This window comes from Nonomuraea sp. 10N515B, from assembly GCF_052245915.1.
In the GTDB taxonomy this organism is placed as follows: Bacteria; Actinomycetota; Actinomycetes; order Streptosporangiales; family Streptosporangiaceae; genus Nonomuraea.
Window position 1 is genome coordinate 25,937 of the sequence record NZ_JBQQBQ010000014.1, and the last position, 18,166, is coordinate 44,102.

The following is an 18,166-nucleotide window of genomic DNA, read 5'->3' on the forward strand; positions in this document are numbered from 1 at the left end:
GCATGCTCGACTCGCCCCTGTCCGCCCGCCTCGAGGCGTCCGAAAGGATCCTCGTCGGGGGAGCGGGCGGGGGCTTCGACGTCTACGCCGGGTTACCGCTCGCCCTTGCGCTGCGCGAGCGCGCCCTTGCCCGCTGGCTGGACGCGCAGGGCATGCCCGCGACCGTCTGCGCCTTCCCCAAGGTCGGCGTGCGGCCGCTGCGCGCCGCCTACGCACGGCTGATCGGCCGTCTCGGCGTCGACTCGATCGTCCTGGTGGACGGCGGCACCGACATCCTCATGCGCGGTGACGAGGCCGGCCTCGGCACGCCGGTCGAGGACATGGCGAGCCTCGCTGCGGTGCACGGCTTGGACCTGCGGGAGAAGGTCGTCGCCTGCCTCGGGTTCGGCGTCGACGCCTATCACGGCGTCAACCACGTACAGGTCCTGGAGAACCTCGCGGCGCTGGAGCACGACGGCGCCTACCTGGGCGCGTTCTCGTTGTCCAGGGCCACGAAGCCGGGCGCGCTCTACCTCGACGCGGTGGCCCACGCCCAGTCCGAGATGCCGGACTACCTCAGCATCGTCAACGGCTCGATCGCGGCCGCCGTCCGCGGCGAGTTCGGCGACGTGCGCTTCACCGCGCGGACACGTGGCAGCGAGTTGTTCATCAATCCACTCATGGCCATCTATTTCGCGGTAGATCTTGATGGGCTCAGGCCCCGCCCGCCCAAGGCGTTCCCCCACTAGAGAGCCGGTGGGCATGCTGGCCCTACTCGTGGGTACATGGCTTGCACCGGCGTGAGAGCAGCAGTGGTGGTGTCATGGGTCTCTCTGGAAGGGAACGCCGTATTCTCGCTCAGATCGAGTACGCGCTCGAGCGAGAAGATCCCGAGCTGGCCAAGCGTGTCGAGGCCATCAACAGGATCGAAGCGGGCGGGGACCTCTTCCCGCAGGCGTACGGTGACCGGCTGCGCATGTGGGCGCTGGCCCACGTCTGGATGATCTTCGCAGTCGGCGCTCTGGTGATCCTGCTGCTAATTATCGCGGTGCTGACCACCTGAACGGCGACGCCGCAGCACCGCCAGGTCCACGGCGGCGATGACGGCCACCGCGGCCGCGATCGCGGCCTCCCAGCGCCAGACCTGCTCTCCCGTGCTCATGGCGCGAGTCACGAAGAACACCGCCGCCACGACACCGAACACCAGCGCCACCCAGGACAGGATCCGCCGGACACGCACCGGGCTGCGAGCGCTCACTGGCTCCGTGCCCTCGCGGTTACGCAGCCACATGACCGAACTCCTCTCAGGCCAGGCACCTCAGGGCCGCGGCGATGCGCGGGTCGAGCCCGTGCGAGTCCGGCAGCCGCCCGACCGTGGCCTCCACGAACTCGGGGCACGACAGCGTCGCGGTGATGCCGTCCAGTGCCACCCACATGTACTCGGCCGTCTGCTCGACCTGCACCTTGGCGTCCTGCTCCACCAGCACGAACCGCCCCACCGCCACCCGCCAGAACGTCCTGTCGTCGGCCTCGTCCTCGGACACGGGCGCGCCGACGTCGTCGGCGTGGGTGGCGTACTCGGAGTCGTAGTGGAAGGCCTGCAACCCGTTGGGGTACGGTCCCGCCATCGTGTCCAGGAGGGCGTCGCGGCCGAGCTCCCGCATGCGCCGCCGGGTCTCGCCGTTCTTGATCCGCCACTCCTCCAGCACCTCCTCGACGGGCAGGTCGCGGCGCTCCCGCACGGACCACGCGTTGAAGTCGTTGAACCCGTTCACGCCCTCGTCGGCCAGCCGGTCCATCAGCCCGTCCACGGTCCCGTCCAGGCACGCGTGGTTGTACTCCTCCTCGCCCGCCAGGTGCGCCAGCACGTCGCGCACCGACCAGCCCGCGCAGCGGGAGGGCCGCAGCCAGCCGCTCTCGTCGAGCCCGTCGAAGAACCGGTCCAGTCTGGTGGCCTCGGTGTCGAAGATGTCGAACGGGTCGAAGTCTCTGAGCAGATCCTCAGCCATACTTCGCACGCTACCCCCGATGCGCCGGCTTATCCGATGGCCGACTTGACCCGGTTGTACTCATCGGCGCAGGTGGGGGCCCGTTCGGCGGGAACCCAGCCGCCCTGGGCGATGCGGGCGTGCTTGGCGGGGTCGGCGCCGTACAGCAGGCAGGCGAACGTGGCGGCCTCCTCCGGCCCCGAAAGGCCGTCCAGGCCGGTGTGCGTGGCGAGCAGGTGGCGGGCCTCGGCGGCGGCCGCCACGCGCTTGGGCGGCTCGGAGGCGAGCGTCAGCGCGGCGAACTGGTCGGCCCGGCCCGCGTCGCCCGGCAGGCCCTTCATGGCGCCCTGAGCGTGCCCGAGCTCATGGTGGAAGAGCGCGGTCAGCGCGCCGTCGACGCGGCGGTTCGTGGTGCGGGCGCCGGCCTCCTCGGTCTGGGCGATCCCGGTCAGCGTGCGGCGGATCTTGCCGACCAGGGAGTAGCAGATCGTGATCCGGCGGTTCTCGCCGTCCCACGTGGCCGACGGCTCGTCACAGTCGCGGGCGACCACCTCGACCGGTTTGGGCAGCTTGATACCGATCTTCAGCGCCCCACTGTCCTTCAGCACCTGTCTGGCGTGCTCGGCGCGGGGCGAGCCTGCGGGCTCGTACCGCACGGTCAGCTCAGGTGAAGGGGCCGCTCCCAGCGTGCTCGTCAGGACGAGGGCGAGGAGGGAATGCGGCATACGGGGGCTCCTTCCAGGTCGATCAGGGCAATGGGACTGTCCATGCGGCGATCGGATGATCGATAAACCTGGGAGAAGGTAAAGGATCCGAGCAAAGCCGAAGGCCCGGCCCCCGAGAGGGGACCGGGCCTCAGCGTGCTGAAATTAGCGACGCCACCAGGGGCCGTAGACCTTCACGTAGTCCCTGCGGCTCGTGGCGGGCTCGAGCTCGTCGTCGCCCGCGTACACGGCACGGAACGTGCCGCTGCGGTACGCCTTGGCCTTGGCGTAGAACTTGCCGCCTCGACCGGTCCAGTCGGAGGCGACCCACTTCCAGGCGCTGGAGCCGTTGGCGCGGTGGTAGATGTTCACCTTCTCGCCGCGGACGCCCTCCCAGCCGTCGTCGTTAACCACGAGACGACCGGAGAAGTAGATCGACTTGCCCTTGCGGACCTTGTACGGGTCGGCACGGAAGCTCCAGATGGCCGTGTCGGCCTTGCCCTTGTGGATCTCGACCGCGAAGAACGCCTCGTCCTTGGCGAGCTCCTTACCGGCGCTGTCGAAGGCCACAGCCGTGGCCTTCCACTTGCCGTCAGGGTCGTTCTCGTTGAAGCCGATCGCGAAGCGCCAGCCCTCGAGGTCCTTGACGTCCTTGGTCCGCATGGTGCGGAAACCGTTGTCGGCGGGAGCGACGCTCAGCTCGACCTTCTGGACGTCGGAGCTGGCCCCGATGTCGAAGTAAGCCGTGGTCTCCGCGCCGGCCTTCACCACGACCGGGTTCGGCGTGATGTCGCGGATCTTGAGCTGCGTGTCTGTCTTGGTGGCGGAGGCGGCCCCCGCCCCCGACACCAGCATGGCCCCGCCCACCAGGGCGGAGACGATACCTAGTGCGATTCTTCTCATGAGGGTGCTGATTCCTCTCCCCGTATCGCGGTTGAAGCCGGCCCCGGGGTGGCCGACTTCCCCTACTACTTTGAGGCACGGAATGGGGAAAAGGTTGGCTAAAGTTACAGAAAAAATTTGATCACGGCCTTAACCAGGCCTTATGTGGAAAAATCCGTTTTAGGTTGACTTGACCTACTACAGTCTGGCCCATGACCGACGTCTACACGCTCGGCGAGCCACTCGGCGTCGTCTCCAGCGGCCGGGTCCGCCACGAGAGCGAGGCCAGGCTGGATGTGTGCGGGCCGGAGTTCACGCTGGCCGTGGCGCTGGCCCGGCTCGGTCACCGGTGCGCGTACCTGGGCAAGGTCGGCGATGACGAGCTCGGCGCCAGAGCGCTCACCGTACTCAAGGGTGAGGGCGTGGACGTGGCGGACATGCGGGTGTCCGAGGGGCTGCGCACGGGGCTGCTGCTCAGGGAGAGTCGCGTGGCCCGCGACCTCAAGGTCACGCACTACCGCACCGGCTCGGCCGGATCGCGGCTCGCGCCCGGCAACGTGCCCGTCGACCGGATAGGCGCGTCGAAGATGTTGCACGTGACCGGCCTTACGGCCGGCCTCGGCATCGACGCGCTCGACGCCGTGCGCACCGCGATCAGCGCCGCCAGGAACGCCGAGGTGATGATCTCCTTCTCCGTCGAGTACGTCCCCGACCTGTGGCCGTCGGTGCGCGAGGCCGAGGAGGTGCTGGGCGAGCTGGCCTGCGCCTCGCACCTGCTCTTCCTCCGCCAGGACGAGCTCGACCTGGTCAAGCCCGCCCTCACGCCCGAGCGGGAGGTCGTCGTGGACCGCGGCGCGAAGGGGGCCAGCGTGCGGGCGGATCGCATGCGGTACGACGTGCAGGGCTGGCAGGTGCCGATCGTGGACACGGCGGGCGCGGGGGAGGCCTTCGCGGCGGGCTACATCAGCGCCGCCCTGGACGGCCTCACCCCGCAGGAGCGCCTGCACCGCGGGGCGCTGCTGAGCGCCGCCGCGGTGACCAGCGTGAGTGACTGGCAGGGGCTGCCCACCAGGGCCGAGCTCTAAGCCGGCCATCAGGTTCACCGAGGGTTCGCACGGGTTCCGAGACCGGCGGCCGTCGCCGCGTGGACGCGATCGCGGGCCAGCGGAAGCGTTCCGAAGCGGATGCCGGTGGCGTCCCGGACCGCGTTGGCCAGTGCGGGAGCCACCGGGTTGAACGGACTCTCGCTCATCGACTTGGCGCCCAGAGGGCCGAGGGCATCGGAGGTCTCGGCGAAGTACACCTCGGTTCGCGGCACGTCGCCGAAGGACGGGATGTGGTAGTTGCGGAAGGTCGCCGTGGTGACGTGGCCGGCCCCGTCGACGACGAACGACTCGTACAGCGCTGCGCCCAGGGCCTGTGCGACACCGCCCTCGATCTGCCCGCGGCATTGCATCGGATTGATGACGCGCCCGGCGTCCGCCCCGTGGACGCTCTGCAGAATCCTGATCTCACCGGTCCCGGCACACACCGCGACCAGGAAGCCGTGGACATTGAACGCCACCGAACAGGGTGCGCCGTCGGATGTGCCGACCCCTTGCAGCTCCTTGCCGGCGGCCTGCGCCGCCCGCTGCCCGCCGACGGCGGCGATGCGGTCACGCAGCGCCTCTGCCGCGCGCGTGACGGCCAGGCCCGTGACCGTGGTCCCGGTCGAGCCGAAGGCGCCGGTGTCGTGGCCGACGTGATCCGTGTCCGCCTGCTCGATCCGGATCCGGTCGACAGTCGTGCCGAGCACGGCGGCGGCGAGCTGCTGGTGCACGGTCGTCGTGCCGTTCCCGAACTCGGCCATGCCGACCGCGAGCTGGTATCCGCCGTCGGTCAACAGCCGGATCCGTGCCTCGGCCCGGTGTCCGCGTGGTGGAATCGTGTCGATCATCGACAGCGCGACGCCCTTGCCCACGGACCACCCCTCCTCCGCGGGCGGCTGTGCCCCATTGCCACGGTTCAGTGCCTCGTCGACCAGGGCCAGGCACTGATCCAGGCCGTAACTGCCGATCCTGGCCTCGTCCGCCGACGGGGTGTGGAAGCTCACCATGTCGTCGCCGGGCCGGATGATGTTGCGTTTCCGGAAGGCGACCGGGTCCATGCCGATCGCATGGGCGAGTTCGTCGATCGCCGACTCGACGGCGAAGACCCCCTGGCTCAGCCCGTAGCCGCGGAAGGCGCCGGCGGGGACGGTGTTGGTGTAGACGGCGTATCCGTCCACCTTCTTGTTCGCGCACCGGTAGACGCCGATCGACTCGTTGCAGGCGTGGAACACGATGCACGCGTGGTTGCCGTACGCGCCGGTGTTGGCCACGACCCGCAGTCGCAGCGCCGTGAGTGTGCCGTCGCTCCGCGCGCCGGCCTTGACGTCCACGGTGACCGGATGCCGGGTCACGGTGGCCTCGAACTCCTCCTGGCGCGTGAACTCCAGCTGCACCGGCCGTCCGGTCCGCAGGGCCGCGAGAGCGACGACATCCTCGGTCAGCATTTCCTGTTTGGCCCCGAACCCGCCGCCCACTCGGCCGCACACCACGCGTACCTTCTCCTCTGGAAGATCGAAGAGGCTGCACAGTGCGCGCTTGGTGAGGAACGGCACCTGACTGCTCGTGCGTACCACCAGCCGACCGGCCTCGTCGACCCAGGCGATCGAGGCGTGCGTCTCGAGGTGCGCGTGCTGGACCCGATGGCTGACGTAGGTGTGCTCGTGAATGGCGTCGGCCTGCTCGAACCCCGCCTCGACGTCACCGACGTCACCGTGCACTTCGGCCGCGATGTTGCGCTCTGGGCGGGCGATGTGCCGGCCGGCGCCCTTGTCGCCATGCAGGAGGGGGGAGCCGGGCGCCATCGCCTCTTCGGGGTCGAAGACACCCGGCATCACCTCGTAGTCGACGACGAGCCGGCGACAGCCCTCCTCGGCGGCCGCCACACTGTCGGCCACCACGGCTGCGACCCGCTGCCCGGTGAAGCGGACGACGTCGTCGAACAGCAGCGTGTCGGAGGGATCGTCGTCGGGGTTCTCGTGCCGCCCGCTCGAGTAGAGCCGCCTCGGCGCGTCCTCGTGCGTGAACACTGCCCGCACGCCGGGGACCGCGCGGGCCGCGCTCGTGTCGATCGCGACGATCCGGGCGTGCGCATGCGGCGAGCGCAGCAGTTTGAGGTGCAACAGGCCCTCCATGGCGACGTCCAAGGTGTAGCGGGCCGCGCCCGTCACGATGTCGGGACCTGCCGGCGCCGGCAGATTCCGTCCACAGGATTCACCCGGGTCCGTTGCGTCCTCGGCATGAGCGATCCCATGGATGGCGTCGTCGATCGCGCGGTAGCCGCTGCACCGGCACAGATTCCCCTTGAGCAACTGCGGGAGATCCTGCTGCCGGCCCGGATCGAGAGCGGCAACCGTCATGATCATTCCCGCGGTGCAGAAGCCGCACTGGAATCCCTGCGCCGCCAGGAAGTCGCGCTGCAGGGGATGCAGTCGCGCGCCGGAGGAGAGCCCCTCGATCGTCGTCACCTGGTGCCCGGCCGCGCGGTACGCGGGGAACAGGCAACTGTGCACCGGCCGGCCGTCGATGTGCACGGTGCACGCACCGCAGTCGCCCGCGTCGCAGCCCTTCTTCACGCCGAAGAGGCCCAATTCCCTCAGCAGGGTGCGCAGGCACTGCCCAGGACGAGGCTGAGCGGTGAAGACCTGACCGTTGACCTCGATCCCCGCCCACGGCGATCGCCAGGACGGACCCGTTCGCCCCCGTCGGCCGTCCAGACCGTGCAGCTCGCGTCGAGGGCCGCGGTCAGTGAGATCATGGGGCCCGCGGGCAGCGACATGCAGAGATTGCCGCCCACGGTGGCCTCGTTCCACACCTTGAAGGAGCCCAGCAGGGCCTGGCGACATTGGTCGATCAGCGGTCTCGCGGTCCACGCCGCGGGCATGCCTGCGCCGGACAGTTCCGCGAAGGTGCAGGTGGCGCCGATCTCCAGGCCGTCCGCCTCGACCCGCAGCGACTCCCAGCCGAAGCCCTTGAGATCGATGAGCCGGTTGAGCTGCGGCTGAGGCTCGGAGAACAGCCAGGTCCCGCCGCCGAGCCACGCGTCGCCCGGCTGCCACGCCGCCTGCAACGCACGGCTGGGCGTGTCGACTACCGAGGTGATCCCATTGAGGTCCATGGTGGGCACGTTCGCGGCTAGTAGGCGATTTGCCGGTTATATCCGTTTTGTCAGCCTACATGGCTCAGGTGATCAGGCCGAAGAGCGGCGGTCACGACGGTGGCTTCGGCTGAGGGGCGTGGTGCCGGTGCGGGAACGCCTGCACCGCGGGGCGCAGTTGAGCGCCGCCGCGGTGACCAGCGTCAGTGACTGGCGGGGGTTTGCCCCCACAGGTCAGAGCTCTAGTTCGTGGTCAGGGTGAAGGTCGTCGTCGTGTTCTTGATGTTCTCGTAGTTGCCGGCGAACCTCAGGTTGTTGATCGTGGCCGATCCGACGGCCGGGCCCTGTCCCGGCTCGGGCATCTCGTTCACCCAAATGCCGAACCCGGACTTCGCGTCAAAGGCGTCGCCGCTCTTCTGCGCCCCGCTGATCGACACGTTCGTCAGGATCGTGTCCCTGATCGGGTTCAGCGGCGCGCCGCCGGAGTAGCCGGTCTGGAACATGATCCCGCTGTACGTCGGATCCACGATGTCCAGGTTGTTGACACGGATGCCCTGGAACACCTTGGACGAGGAGAACAGCCACAGCGCAGGGAACGTCTGCTGCCCCCAGAAGTGCCCGCCGGCCCGGACCAGCGAGATGTTCTCGAACGTCGTCGGCGGGCTGGCGCCGAACCCGTGCATGGGGATCCCGAAGTCCAGCGAGCTGATCGTGACACCCGGGTACGTCAGCGTGTCCGCGACGTAGATGTTCCTGAACATGTTGTCGTAGCCGCCGTACACGGCCACGCCCGCGGCCCGCCAGGTGAGTAGCGAGGTCAGGTTCTCGTAGACGTTGCCGGTCTGCTCGCCGGGGTTGTTGTCGGTGGCCGAGAACAGCGCGAAGCTGTCGTCGCCCGTGGACCTGGTCTCGATGTTGGTGACATGGTTGCCGGTGCTGCCGTTGGTCATGTTCAGGCCGTCGGCGAACACGTTCCGGATCCGGGAGTTCTTGATCGTGATGTTGTCCGTGTTCGAGCCCCAGTACAGGCAGATCTGATGCTCGGCCCAGACGTTGTCGATCGTCATGTTCGCCACGTTCGAAAAGTCGAAGACCTTGCCGGGGCCGTCGATGCGTGAGGTGTAGTTGCCGAAGTAGGCGAAGTTCGCGAACGTCGAGCCGTTGGCCGAGGCCTCCGTGCGGAAGCCCACGTCGGTGTTCTCCTGCCCGGCCGGGGAGTGGAATCTGGTGAACCAAGGCCCGGCGCCGACGATCTTGACGGCCTTGCCGTAGACCTGGAACTTGCTCGAGGTCTGGTAGTCACCCTGCGGCAGGTAGACGCCGACCAGGTTGGCGTCCATGCGGGCCCGGTCGAGCGCGTTCTGCACGTCCTGGTGCGTGAAACCGGTCGGTACCGCGTACGTCGCGGGGTCGGGATTCGCGATCGGGGTCACCTGCTCGAAGTCCACGAAGTCGATCGCGTACGTCTGGCCATTGGCCGCGTCCTTCTGCAGCCTGATCTTGCTGCCGGCCCGCACGGTGGTGCCGAGCAGCACGTTCGCCTCGTCGTAGATGTGCCTGGGCGGCCCCGAACCGGGCGAGTTGTTCGGGCTGGCCTCGGCGCCGTAGAGCCAGGCGTAGCGGGAGGTCAGCTCGACGGCCTTGAGGAAGGTGCCGTCGACGTAGACGTTCAAGGTCGAGTTGAGACCGCCGCCACCCGCGGCATCGGGCATCGAGAAACGGGTGACCAGGGTGTTCGTGTCGGCCCGGGTCGTGAACTCGACGTACGCGCCGGTCTGGTTGAGCGTCACCGCGCGCCGCCCCGAGGCCTCGCCGGCGATCGTGCCGACGTCCCTGCTCGGGCCCACGCGCGTGGCGCCGCCGCCGATGACGGCGTCCTCGGCCTCGTAGGTGTCGTACGGCATGTTGGCGCCGCGCCCCACGAACAGCGGCAGCTCGCTGGTGTTGTTGGCGCGCTTGACCGGCAGCTCGTTGGCGTCGTCGGCGAGCACCGTCTTCACCGTGTACTTGCCGTTGGCCGCGGTCCACGTGCCCAGGCTCACCGGGCTCGTGGTGGCGCCGGGCGCGATGGCGCCGCTGGCCGAACCGGTCAGGGTCCTGACGACGGTGCCGGAATCGTTCGTGACGGTGAGCGTGATGCCGTGGGAGCCGCTGCCGGACGCGACAGTGCCCTGGTTCTTGATCGCCACCGAGAACGTCACCGTGGCGCCCGCGGCGGGGTTGCCAGGCGTCCAGGCGACGGGGGAGGCGATCAGGTCGGCCGTGTCGACGGGCCTGACGGTCAGCGTGCCGGTGGCGGTGTTGTTCGCCTCGTTCAGCTCGATGACCTGGTTGTCCTCATCCACCCTGGCGGAGAGCTGGTAGGTCCCGGCGTCCCTGGCGCCGACGTTCGCGGATACGGTGGCCGACGCCCCTGCGGCCAGCGCTCCCACACTGGCGTTGCCGACCTTGGTGGTGCCCGCGTAGAAGTTCACGGAGGTCGCGGTGGAGGCCGCGGTGCCGGCGTTTCTGACCGTGGCCGACAGCGTGACCGCGTCGGTCTCGACCGGCGCGGCCGGGGACGACGCGAGGTTGCTCACGGTGAGGTCGGGATTGGCCGACGAGGTGCCGAAGATCTGGAACTCGGCCACCTGGCCACCCGGCGCGCCGGAGTTGGCGGTGATCTGCAGCCGAACGTCCGCCACCTTGGCGGTCACGGGGATCGTCACGGAGTTCCCGGTGGCCGGGTCGAACGTGTACGTGGCCGAGGAGACCAGGTTGCTGAAGCCGGTGGCGCTCTGCTCACGGCCGAGGACCTGGATGGCCTGGGTACGCCTGGCCCAGACGGGGTCCGGGTTGAGCTTGAGCGTGATCGAGGTCAGGTCGGCGTTGCTGCCGAGCTGCACGGTCAGCGTGTTGGGATACGCGGCGCCCTCCCAGTAGGTCTGGAGGTTGTCGTCGTTGGCGTTGGCGGCCACGTAGGTGTGGGTGTGCGAGGACTCGGTGATGGGCTTGCCGAGGGCCAGGTTGGCACCGCCGCCCGGCGGCGGGTCGTCCGGCGCGCTGCCCCAGACCTCGAACTCGGAGACCTGGCCGGCAGGCCAGCCGGTGTTCGCGGTGATCTGCAGCCGGACGTAGCGGGCGGTCGCGGCGGCGAAGGTGATCGTGCCGGTCGGGTTGAACGTGTACGTCGCCGAGGCGACGATCGTGCTGAAGGCGGAGCCGTTGGTGCTGCCCTGGACGGTCAGCGTCTGGGTCCGGCTCGGCCACCCGGACGGGAGCTTGAGCACGAGCTTGTTGACGCTCGCGCTGACGCCGAGATCGACCTGGATCCACTGCGGGAAGGCGTTGTTGGCCGACTCCCAGTAGGTGGCCTGGTTGCCGTCGGTGGCGTTGGCGGCGGGGTAGACGTCGTTGAAGCTGCTCGCGGTGGCCGTCTTGCCGGCTGCGAGATTCGTGTCGGCCGCGGCCTGTGCAGGCGCGGCCCAGGGCGCGGTCATGAGTCCGATGGCTAACGAAAGGGCGGCTAACAGAGCTCTCATGGGGGATGGCCCTTCGGACGAGGCGGATGGCCGAACCATAGGATGTCGAGCAGATGGCCGCAATATTTCGACGAAATTTCGCAAGGTTTGGACTGACTGTCGCTGTCTTCGAGTGTCCATCTCCGCTGGTCAAGAAGCAGGAAGAAGCGGGAAGACTGCTGTGGACGGGCGCAAGGCGTGACGTTCGCTCCACGCAAGCCGTTGCAAGCGCTTGCGTTCCAGGCCGTATAGTTTGCGCATGACACGACGACTCGCAGAGGTGGCGAAGAAGGTCGGGGTGAGCGAGGCGACCGTGAGTCGCGTGCTCAACGGCAAGCCCGGGGTCTCCGACGCGACCCGCGAGGCCGTGCTGACCGCGCTCGACGTACTCGGCTACGAACGACCCACCCAGCTGCGCGGCGATCGTGCCAGGCTGGTCGGCCTGGTGCTCCCCGAGCTGCAGAACCCGATCTTCCCTGCCTTCGCGGAAGTGGTCGGCGGCGCCCTGGCGCAGCAGGGATTCACCTCGGTGCTCTGCACGCGCACGGTCGGCGGTGTCTCCGAGGCCGACTATGTGGACCTGCTGCTCGGGCAGCAGGTCAGCGGCGTGGTCTTCGCCGGCGGGCTATATGCGCAGGCCGACGCCGCGCACGGGCACTACGAGCTGCTGCATGAGCGCAAGCTGCCCACGGTCCTGGTCAACGCGGCCGTCCAGCACCTCGACTTCCCGCAAGTGTCGTGCGACGATGCGGTCGCCGCCGAGATGGCCGTCGCGCATCTGCGTGCGCTCGGCCACGAGCGGATCGGCATGGTGCTCGGGCCGAAGGACCACATGCCGTCACGGCGCAAGCTGGAGACGTTCCTTGCCAAGGGTGGCGACCCGAGGCTGGTCGAGCACACGATGTTCTCACTGGAAGGCGGGCACGCGGCCGCGGCCAGGCTCGTCAAGCGGGGGGTGAGCGGTGTGGTGTGCGCCAGCGACCTGCTCGCGCTCGGCACCGTGCGTGCGGCCCGGCGCGCCGGGCTGACCGTGCCCGGCGACATCTCGGTCATCGGCTTCGACGACTCGGCGCTGATGAACTGCACTGAGCCGCCGCTGACCACGGTCCGCCAGCCCATCGACGCGATGGGCAGGGCCGCGGTGGACCTGCTGGTGGCCCAGATCGACAAGGCGGTGGTGCCGGCGGACGAGCTGCTGTTCGAGCCCGAGCTGGTAGTCCGTGCCTCCACGGCCCGAGCCGCCACCTGACGCACGCCCGGGCCAGACATGTAACTCAGTCGTTATCTTGCAATAGTCCGTCGAAATATTGCGCGCTTCGGTCGGCGATCCTATGGTGTGGGCACCTCGCATCAGAAGGGTCACACCAATGCGGAGATCCACCGGCCTCTTACTCGCATCCGTGCTCGGCGTCTCGGCCACCGCTTGCGGCTCCAGCGAAGCGCCTTCGTCATCGGCCTCGAACTCCGTGACGATCACGGTGGCCTGCCAGCCCGCCAAATCCGCGCCCAAGGAGCGGCACGCTTGGGACGCCGACGTGGCCGAGTTCATGAAGGCGCACCCCGGCGTGACGGTCAAGAGCACGGATCAGCAGCCGTGCTTCGACCCCAAGACATTCGGCCCCAAGCTGGCGGGCGGCCAGATGGAGACCGTCTTCGTGATCCCCGTCACCAACTACAACGACGTCATCGCCCAAGGCCAGGCACTGGACATCACCCCGTACACCATCACGATCAAGAACTGGAACGACCTGCGCCCCGACGTACGCGAACTGGTCACCAAGGACGGCAAGATCTACGGCGTCCCCAACGTGCACTACAGCGTCGGCCTGGTCTACAACCGTGCCCTGTTCGCCAAGGCCGGCCTCGACCCGAACACCCCGCCCAAGACGTGGGCCGAAGTTCGCGAGGCGGCCAAGAAGATCGCCGCGCTCGGCCCCGGCCACGTCGGCTACGGCGAGTACTCCGGCGGCAACACCGGCGGCTGGCACTTCACCCAGGCCATCTACGGTCGCGGCGGAAGCATTCTCACACCGGACGACAAGAAGGCCGCCTTCAACTCGCCCGAGGGCAAGGCCGTGCTGCAGAACCTGCACGACATGCGCTGGACCGACAACAGCATGGGCAGCAAGCTCCTGGTCGGCTGGGAGTCGCTGATGATGGCGATGGGTAGCGGGAAGGTCGGCATGATGCTCGGTGCGCCGGACGTGGTCACCGACGTGGTCAACAAGTTCAAGGGCAACGTCGCCGACTACGGCATCACCGGCTTCCCCGAGGCCAAGGCTTCGCTGAGCGGCGGCGAGGCGTACATGATCAACCCGAAGGCCACGCCCGAGCAGGCCAAGGCGGGCATGGCGTGGATCGACTTCCGCTTCAACACCGTCGGCAAGGGCCGCTTCGACTTCGCCCGCGGCAAGGCCAACGGCAACCCGGTCGGCGTGCCCGACAACGACGTCTATGGCGACTCGGCCACCGGCAAGGCCATCCAGGCAGAGCGGGTCAAGAACGCCTCGCTGCCGGTCGCGAACTACGAGCCGTACGTGCAGGCCGCGGCCGCCATCCCGCCGAAGGCCGAGCCCGTGCACGCCCAGGAGCTGTACGCCATCCTCGACGTGGTCATGTCCGGCGTGCTGAGTCGCGAGGACGCGAACATCGACCAGCTGCTGGCCGACGCCGAGACCAAGGCCAACACGATGCTGGCGGCCAAGGGCTGACCTTGATGGGAATCGTGAGGCGCAACCTGACGGCCTACGGGTTCCTCTGCGCGGCGCTGCTCTGCTTCACGGTGTTCGCCTGGTATCCGATGGTCAGGGAGTTCATTCTGAGCTTCCAGAAGACCGACCTGATCAACCCGCCGACCTGGGTCGGACTGGACAACTTCACGGCCGCAGTCCAGGACCCGGCCTTCGGCGAGGCCTGGCTGAACACCGTGGAGTTCACGGTGCTCGCGCTGCTGTGCGGCTACGCCGTGCCGTTCGTCGTCGCGCTCGTGCTCAACGAGCTGCGCCACGCCCGGGCCTACCTCAGGTTCGTGGTCTACCTGCCGGTCATGCTGCCGCCGATCGTGGCGGTGCTGCTGTTCCAGTGGTTCTACGATCCAGGGCCCGGGCTGTTCAACCAGATACTCGGCTTCCTCCACCTGCCGCCGCTGGCCTGGCTGGACAGCTCGTCGACCGCGCTGATCTCGCTCGTCCTCGTCTCGACCTGGATGAACATGGGCAGCGCAACGCTGATCTATCTCGCCGCGCTGCAGAACATCCCGTCCGAGCTGTACGAGGCCGCCGAGCTCGACGGGGCCGGGATACTCAAGCGCATCAGGCACGTCACGATCCCGCAGACGCGGCTGATTCTGCTGCTCATGCTCATGCTGCAGATCGTGGCGACCATGCAGGTGTTCATCGAGCCGTACATGCTCACCGGCGGCGGCCCGGAGAACGCGACCGTGAGCGTGGCGTACCTGATGTACCAGTTCGCCTTCTCGCAGATGAACTACGGCCAGGCCGGGGCGCTCGGCATGCTCCTCATGCTCGCGCTGCTCGTCTTCGCCGCCGTCCAGCTCCGTACGACACGGGAGGACAAGGCGTGATCGCCATCGATACCCGCGTGGCGGCCGGGCGGCGCCGCAAGAGGGCGCCTAAGCCCATCCACGTCCAGTTCCGCACGATCGTCTCACCGCACCAGCTCAACAGCCGGTGGGGACGGCGGATCTACTGGCTCGTCCTGGTCGCGGTCGTGGTCCTGTGCACCCTGGCCTTCGTCTTCCCGCTCTACTGGATGGTCACCGGCGCCTTGAAGACGCCGGAGGAGATCGCCCAGATGCCGCCGACGCTCTTCCCCGAGGATCCGGCGTTCGGCAACTTCTTCGAGGCGTGGGAGCTGTTCGACATCGGCACGCTGCTGGCGAACACCGCCTACTACTCGTTGGGAGCCTGGCTGTTCTGCATGGCGGTGGACGTCACGGCCGCTTACGCGTTGTCGAAGCTGCGGCCCATGTTCGGCAACGTCATCCTCGGCGCGATGCTGGCCACGCTGATGATCCCGCCGATGGTGATCCTCATCCCGCTCTATGTGACGATCGTGGACCTGGGATTGCTCAACAATCCATGGGGGTTGTGGTTCCCCGCGGCGGCCAACGGCTTCAACATCTTCCTGCTCAAGCGGTTCTTCGACTCCATCCCGCGAGAGCTGATCGAGGCGGCGCAGATCGACGGGGCGGGGCCGCTGCGGGTCCTGTGGTCGGTCGTGCTGCCGGTCTCCAGGCCAATCCTCGGTGTGGTGTCCATCTTCACGATCGTCACCGCGTTCAAGGACTTCGTCCTGCCGCTGCTGGTCATGACCGACAGCGAGAAGATGACGATCAGCGTGGGCCTGTCGCAGACGGCCGGGGCGGTAACCCAGAACCAGGTCATGGGCGGTCTGGTCATCGCCAGTATCCCCATGATCATCGTTTTCTTCGTCTTCCAACGGCACATCATGGCGGGCCTGACCGCCGGAAGCATCAAGGGATGAGCGCATGTCGCAAACGTGGTGGCGGGGGGCCGCGATCTACCAGGTCTACCTGCGGAGCTTCGCAGACGGGAACGGAGACGGCGTGGGCGACCTCGCCGGCCTGCGCTCCCGCCTGCCCTACCTGAAGGACCTCGGGATCGACGCGATCTGGCTCAACCCGTGGTATCCGTCGCCGATGGCCGACGGCGGCTACGACGTGGCCGACTATCGGGACATCGAGCCGGTCTTCGGCACGCTGGCCGAGGCCGAGCGGTTCATCGAGGAGGCGCACGAGCTCGACATCAAGGTCATCATCGACGTGGTGCCGAATCACAGCTCGACGCGGAGCGCCTGGTTCCAAGAGGCGCTGGCGAACCCAGCGGCCAGAGACCGGTTCTGGTTCGCCGACGAGCCGCTGAACGACTGGCAGTCGATCTTCGGCGGCTCGGCGTGGACGCGGGTGCCCGACGGGCAGTGGTACCTGCACCTGTTCGCCCCCGAACAGCCGGACTTCAACTGGGCCAACGCGGACGTGCACCGGGAGTTCGAGGACGTGCTGCGGTTCTGGTTCGACCGCGGTGTGGACGGCTTCCGCATCGACTCGGCGGCCCTGCTGTTCAAGTCCGACAGCGCGTACGAAGACCTCGACGAGGTTCACGACGTCTACCGCCGGTGGCGCGAGGTGGCCGACGAGTACGGCGAGCGGGTCCTGATCGGCGAGCTCTGGCTCCCCGACCAGGAGCGTTTCGCCCGCTATCTGCGCCCCGACGAGCTGCACACGGCGTTCAACTTCGACTTCCTGTCCTGCCCGTGGGAGGCGGCCGAGCTGCGCCGCGTGATCGACCTGACCCTGGCCACCCACACCCCCATCGGCGCCCCGCCGACCTGGGTGTTGTCCAACCACGACGTGACCAGGCCGGTCACCCGCTACGGGCGCGCCGACACCGCGTTCGCGCACGGCGGCCGGCTCCACGGCGCCCCGTCCGATCTGGAGCTGGGCTACCGCCGCGCCCGCGCGGCCGCGTTGTTGTCGATGGCGCTGCCCGGCTCGGTCTACGTCTACCAGGGGGAGGAGCTGGGGCTACCGGAGGTGGAGGACCTTCCGGACGAGCTGCGCCAGGACCCGATGTACGCCAGGTCCGGCGGGACCAACCCCGGCCGGGACGGCTGCCGGGTCCCGCTGCCCTGGTCGGGAGAGGAGCCGCCGTTCGGCTTCGGCGCCGGCACGCCCTGGCTCCCGCAACCCGAGGGCTGGCGCAAGCTGACGGCCGAGGCCCAGCGTGCGGACCTGGGCTCGATGCTCAACCTGTACCGCACGGCGCTGCGGATCCGCCGGGAGTCGCTGGGGGACGGGACTCTCACCTGGCTGCCGCTGGGCGAGCAGGTCCTGGCCTTCCACCGCGACTCGGACCTCACCTGCGTCGTCAACCTGGGTCCCGGCCCGGTGCGCCTGCCGCCGGGCCAGGTCGTCCTGACCAGCGGCCCGCTGGAGGACGGTGCCCTCCCCCGTGACACCACGGCCTGGCTCGCCGGCGATGACGGGTGCTAAGGCGACGCGCACATGCAGCTGACGAATTTCTCCACCAACGCTCGCACGGCCCGCCGACGATCGTCGCGCCGCCAGACAACGGCCAGTCTGCTCGGCGGCAGCCCGGCGACCGGGCGGCAGACCACGTCGTCCCGGCGGTAGAGCTCGGCGTTCCCGGCCGACACCAGCACCACGGCCCGCCCCGAGGCGACGAGCTCGAACGCCTCCTCGGCGGTCTCCGCCTCCGCCCCCACCACGGCCGGCGCGGAGCGCTGATCGTTGGCCAGCCAGAAGTCCCGCATGGGCCCGGCTGTGACCGGCAGCGCCACGAACGTCTCCCCGGTGAGCTCGGCGAACTCGACCTCGGCCTGGGAGGCGAGCCGGTGCCCGGCAGGCAGCGCCACCCACCGGTCCTCCGTGCTCACGACCGTCCAGGAGTAGTCCCCTCCACCGGGCATGGGCAGCCAGGCGACGGCCACGTCGACCTGCCCGTCGCCCAGGCCCACGGTGGGGTCGCCCCACGGCACCTGGCGGAAGCGCAGATCCCACTCGGGCAGGGCGGCCGTGATGGACGGCACGAGCCCACGCCCGATCCGCGTCTGGAACCCCACCACCAGGATCCGGTCCTCGCGTGCCGCCGCCACCGCACGCTGCGCGCCCTCCCACTGCTCGATGATCTGGCGGGCCAGCGGCAGCAGTGCGGCTCCTGCGGCGGTCAGCGCTACTGTACGCCGGTCACGCTCGAACAACTTCGCCCGCATGGACAGCTCCAGCTGCCTGATCTGCCTGCTCAATGAGGGTTGCGAGATGAACAGCCGCTCGGCGGCCGCCCGCGTGAAGCTCAGCTCCTCCGCGACCGCCACGAAATACCGCAGATCCCGGATATGGGCATCCATAGCAAAAAGCTATAACAGCCGG

At 68.6% G+C, this 18,166-nt stretch carries 16 protein-coding genes; 8 read left to right on the forward strand and 8 right to left on the reverse strand.

The genetic code is table 11. The features are described 5' to 3' along the window. The first annotated feature begins 2 nt into the window (after positions 1 to 2). Entirely contained in the window at positions 3 to 728 is a 726-nt protein-coding gene (locus ACTWQA_RS22685; RefSeq protein WP_443161148.1) for a DUF1152 domain-containing protein, read from the forward strand. A 74-nt stretch (positions 729 to 802) separates the two neighbouring features. Beyond that, the gene (locus ACTWQA_RS22690) at positions 803 to 1,042 is read left to right on the forward strand and encodes a DUF3040 domain-containing protein (protein ID WP_305918484.1); all 240 of its coding nucleotides are present in this window, start codon (positions 803 to 805) and stop codon (positions 1,040 to 1,042) included. Here the strand turns inward: ACTWQA_RS22690 and ACTWQA_RS22695 are convergent. From ACTWQA_RS22695 to ACTWQA_RS22710, 4 genes are all read right to left on the reverse strand, one after another. Next, positions 1,016 to 1,270, reverse strand: a complete 255-nt coding sequence (locus tag ACTWQA_RS22695) for a DUF6343 family protein (protein ID WP_443161149.1) — start codon at positions 1,268 to 1,270, stop codon at positions 1,016 to 1,018. The two genes, ACTWQA_RS22690 and ACTWQA_RS22695, sit on opposite strands and share 27 nt — an antisense overlap. Positions 1,271 to 1,283: 13 nt before the next feature. Then, on the reverse strand, positions 1,284 to 1,988 hold the full coding sequence (locus ACTWQA_RS22700) for a maleylpyruvate isomerase family mycothiol-dependent enzyme (protein WP_443161150.1): 705 nt from the start codon (positions 1,986 to 1,988) through the stop codon (positions 1,284 to 1,286). Positions 1,989 to 2,017: 29 nt separating this feature from the next. Then, positions 2,018 to 2,692: a DUF4344 domain-containing metallopeptidase gene (locus ACTWQA_RS22705; RefSeq protein ID WP_443161151.1), complete on the reverse strand. Its 675-nt coding sequence runs from the start codon at positions 2,690 to 2,692 to the stop codon at positions 2,018 to 2,020. Between the two features lie 144 nt (positions 2,693 to 2,836). Beyond that, on the reverse strand, positions 2,837 to 3,574 hold the full coding sequence (locus ACTWQA_RS22710) for a hypothetical protein (protein ID WP_443161152.1): 738 nt from the start codon (positions 3,572 to 3,574) through the stop codon (positions 2,837 to 2,839). A 191-nt stretch (positions 3,575 to 3,765) separates the two neighbouring features. On the opposite strand from ACTWQA_RS22710, the gene ACTWQA_RS22715 reads away from it, so the two are divergent. Further along, complete coding sequence (locus ACTWQA_RS22715; protein ID WP_443161153.1) at positions 3,766 to 4,638, forward strand: sugar kinase; 873 nt, start codon at positions 3,766 to 3,768, stop codon at positions 4,636 to 4,638. Positions 4,639 to 4,652: 14 nt separating this feature from the next. Here ACTWQA_RS22715 and ACTWQA_RS22720 read toward each other — a convergent pair whose 3' ends face one another. The 3 genes from ACTWQA_RS22720 to ACTWQA_RS22730 form a co-directional block, all read right to left on the reverse strand. Continuing rightward, positions 4,653 to 7,301 (reverse strand): molybdopterin-dependent oxidoreductase, encoded by a 2,649-nt coding sequence (locus tag ACTWQA_RS22720; RefSeq protein ID WP_443161309.1) that lies wholly within the window; start codon positions 7,299 to 7,301, stop codon positions 4,653 to 4,655. After that, entirely contained in the window at positions 7,235 to 7,756 is a 522-nt protein-coding gene (locus tag ACTWQA_RS22725; protein ID WP_443161154.1) for an FAD binding domain-containing protein, read from the reverse strand. The genes ACTWQA_RS22720 and ACTWQA_RS22725 overlap by 67 nt, the downstream gene beginning before the upstream one ends. A gap of 221 nt (positions 7,757 to 7,977) precedes the next feature. Beyond that, positions 7,978 to 11,214, reverse strand: coding sequence for a discoidin domain-containing protein (locus ACTWQA_RS22730; protein WP_443161155.1), 3,237 nt, complete (start codon positions 11,212 to 11,214; stop codon positions 7,978 to 7,980). Between the two features lie 280 nt (positions 11,215 to 11,494). On the opposite strand from ACTWQA_RS22730, the gene ACTWQA_RS22735 reads away from it, so the two are divergent. From ACTWQA_RS22735 to ACTWQA_RS22755, 5 genes are all read left to right on the forward strand, one after another. Next, on the forward strand, positions 11,495 to 12,484 hold the full coding sequence (locus ACTWQA_RS22735; RefSeq protein WP_443161156.1) for a LacI family DNA-binding transcriptional regulator: 990 nt from the start codon (positions 11,495 to 11,497) through the stop codon (positions 12,482 to 12,484). A 217-nt stretch (positions 12,485 to 12,701) separates the two neighbouring features. Continuing rightward, positions 12,702 to 13,946: an extracellular solute-binding protein gene (locus tag ACTWQA_RS22740; protein WP_443161157.1), complete on the forward strand. Its 1,245-nt coding sequence runs from the start codon at positions 12,702 to 12,704 to the stop codon at positions 13,944 to 13,946. Positions 13,947 to 13,951: 5 nt separating this feature from the next. Then, entirely contained in the window at positions 13,952 to 14,818 is an 867-nt protein-coding gene (locus tag ACTWQA_RS22745) for a carbohydrate ABC transporter permease (protein WP_443161158.1), read from the forward strand. Continuing rightward, on the forward strand, positions 14,815 to 15,741 hold the full coding sequence (locus ACTWQA_RS22750) for a carbohydrate ABC transporter permease (protein WP_443161159.1): 927 nt from the start codon (positions 14,815 to 14,817) through the stop codon (positions 15,739 to 15,741). Before ACTWQA_RS22745 ends, ACTWQA_RS22750 begins: the two co-directional genes overlap by 4 nt. Positions 15,742 to 15,745: 4 nt before the next feature. Further along, complete coding sequence (locus ACTWQA_RS22755; RefSeq protein ID WP_443161160.1) at positions 15,746 to 17,269, forward strand: glycoside hydrolase family 13 protein; 1,524 nt, start codon at positions 15,746 to 15,748, stop codon at positions 17,267 to 17,269. Here ACTWQA_RS22755 and ACTWQA_RS22760 read toward each other — a convergent pair. Beyond that, positions 17,266 to 18,144 (reverse strand): LysR family transcriptional regulator, encoded by an 879-nt coding sequence (locus ACTWQA_RS22760; RefSeq protein ID WP_443161161.1) that lies wholly within the window; start codon positions 18,142 to 18,144, stop codon positions 17,266 to 17,268. The genes ACTWQA_RS22755 and ACTWQA_RS22760 overlap by 4 nt on opposite strands. Positions 18,145 to 18,166 lie beyond the last annotated feature (22 nt).

What these genes read in the sequence shown, in the direction of transcription:
- ACTWQA_RS22730 (WP_443161155.1), bottom strand. Translation starts at nt 11,214, where the DNA reads ATGACCGCGCCCTGGGCCGCGCCTGCACAGGCCGCGGCCGACACGAAT.
- ACTWQA_RS22685 (WP_443161148.1), top strand. Translation starts at nt 3, where the DNA reads ATGCTCGACTCGCCCCTGTCCGCCCGCCTCGAGGCGTCCGAAAGGATC.
- ACTWQA_RS22715 (WP_443161153.1), top strand. Translation starts at nt 3,766, where the DNA reads ATGACCGACGTCTACACGCTCGGCGAGCCACTCGGCGTCGTCTCCAGC.
- ACTWQA_RS22705 (WP_443161151.1), bottom strand. Translation starts at nt 2,692, where the DNA reads ATGCCGCATTCCCTCCTCGCCCTCGTCCTGACGAGCACGCTGGGAGCG.
- ACTWQA_RS22725 (WP_443161154.1), bottom strand. Translation starts at nt 7,756, where the DNA reads ATGGACCTCAATGGGATCACCTCGGTAGTCGACACGCCCAGCCGTGCG.
- ACTWQA_RS22700 (WP_443161150.1), bottom strand. Translation starts at nt 1,988, where the DNA reads ATGGCTGAGGATCTGCTCAGAGACTTCGACCCGTTCGACATCTTCGAC.
- ACTWQA_RS22745 (WP_443161158.1), top strand. Translation starts at nt 13,952, where the DNA reads ATGGGAATCGTGAGGCGCAACCTGACGGCCTACGGGTTCCTCTGCGCG.
- ACTWQA_RS22690 (WP_305918484.1), top strand. Translation starts at nt 803, where the DNA reads ATGGGTCTCTCTGGAAGGGAACGCCGTATTCTCGCTCAGATCGAGTAC.
- ACTWQA_RS22735 (WP_443161156.1), top strand. Translation starts at nt 11,495, where the DNA reads ATGACACGACGACTCGCAGAGGTGGCGAAGAAGGTCGGGGTGAGCGAG.
- ACTWQA_RS22710 (WP_443161152.1), bottom strand. Translation starts at nt 3,574, where the DNA reads ATGAGAAGAATCGCACTAGGTATCGTCTCCGCCCTGGTGGGCGGGGCC.
- ACTWQA_RS22760 (WP_443161161.1), bottom strand. Translation starts at nt 18,144, where the DNA reads ATGGATGCCCATATCCGGGATCTGCGGTATTTCGTGGCGGTCGCGGAG.
- ACTWQA_RS22695 (WP_443161149.1), bottom strand. Translation starts at nt 1,270, where the DNA reads ATGTGGCTGCGTAACCGCGAGGGCACGGAGCCAGTGAGCGCTCGCAGC.
- ACTWQA_RS22755 (WP_443161160.1), top strand. Translation starts at nt 15,746, where the DNA reads ATGTCGCAAACGTGGTGGCGGGGGGCCGCGATCTACCAGGTCTACCTG.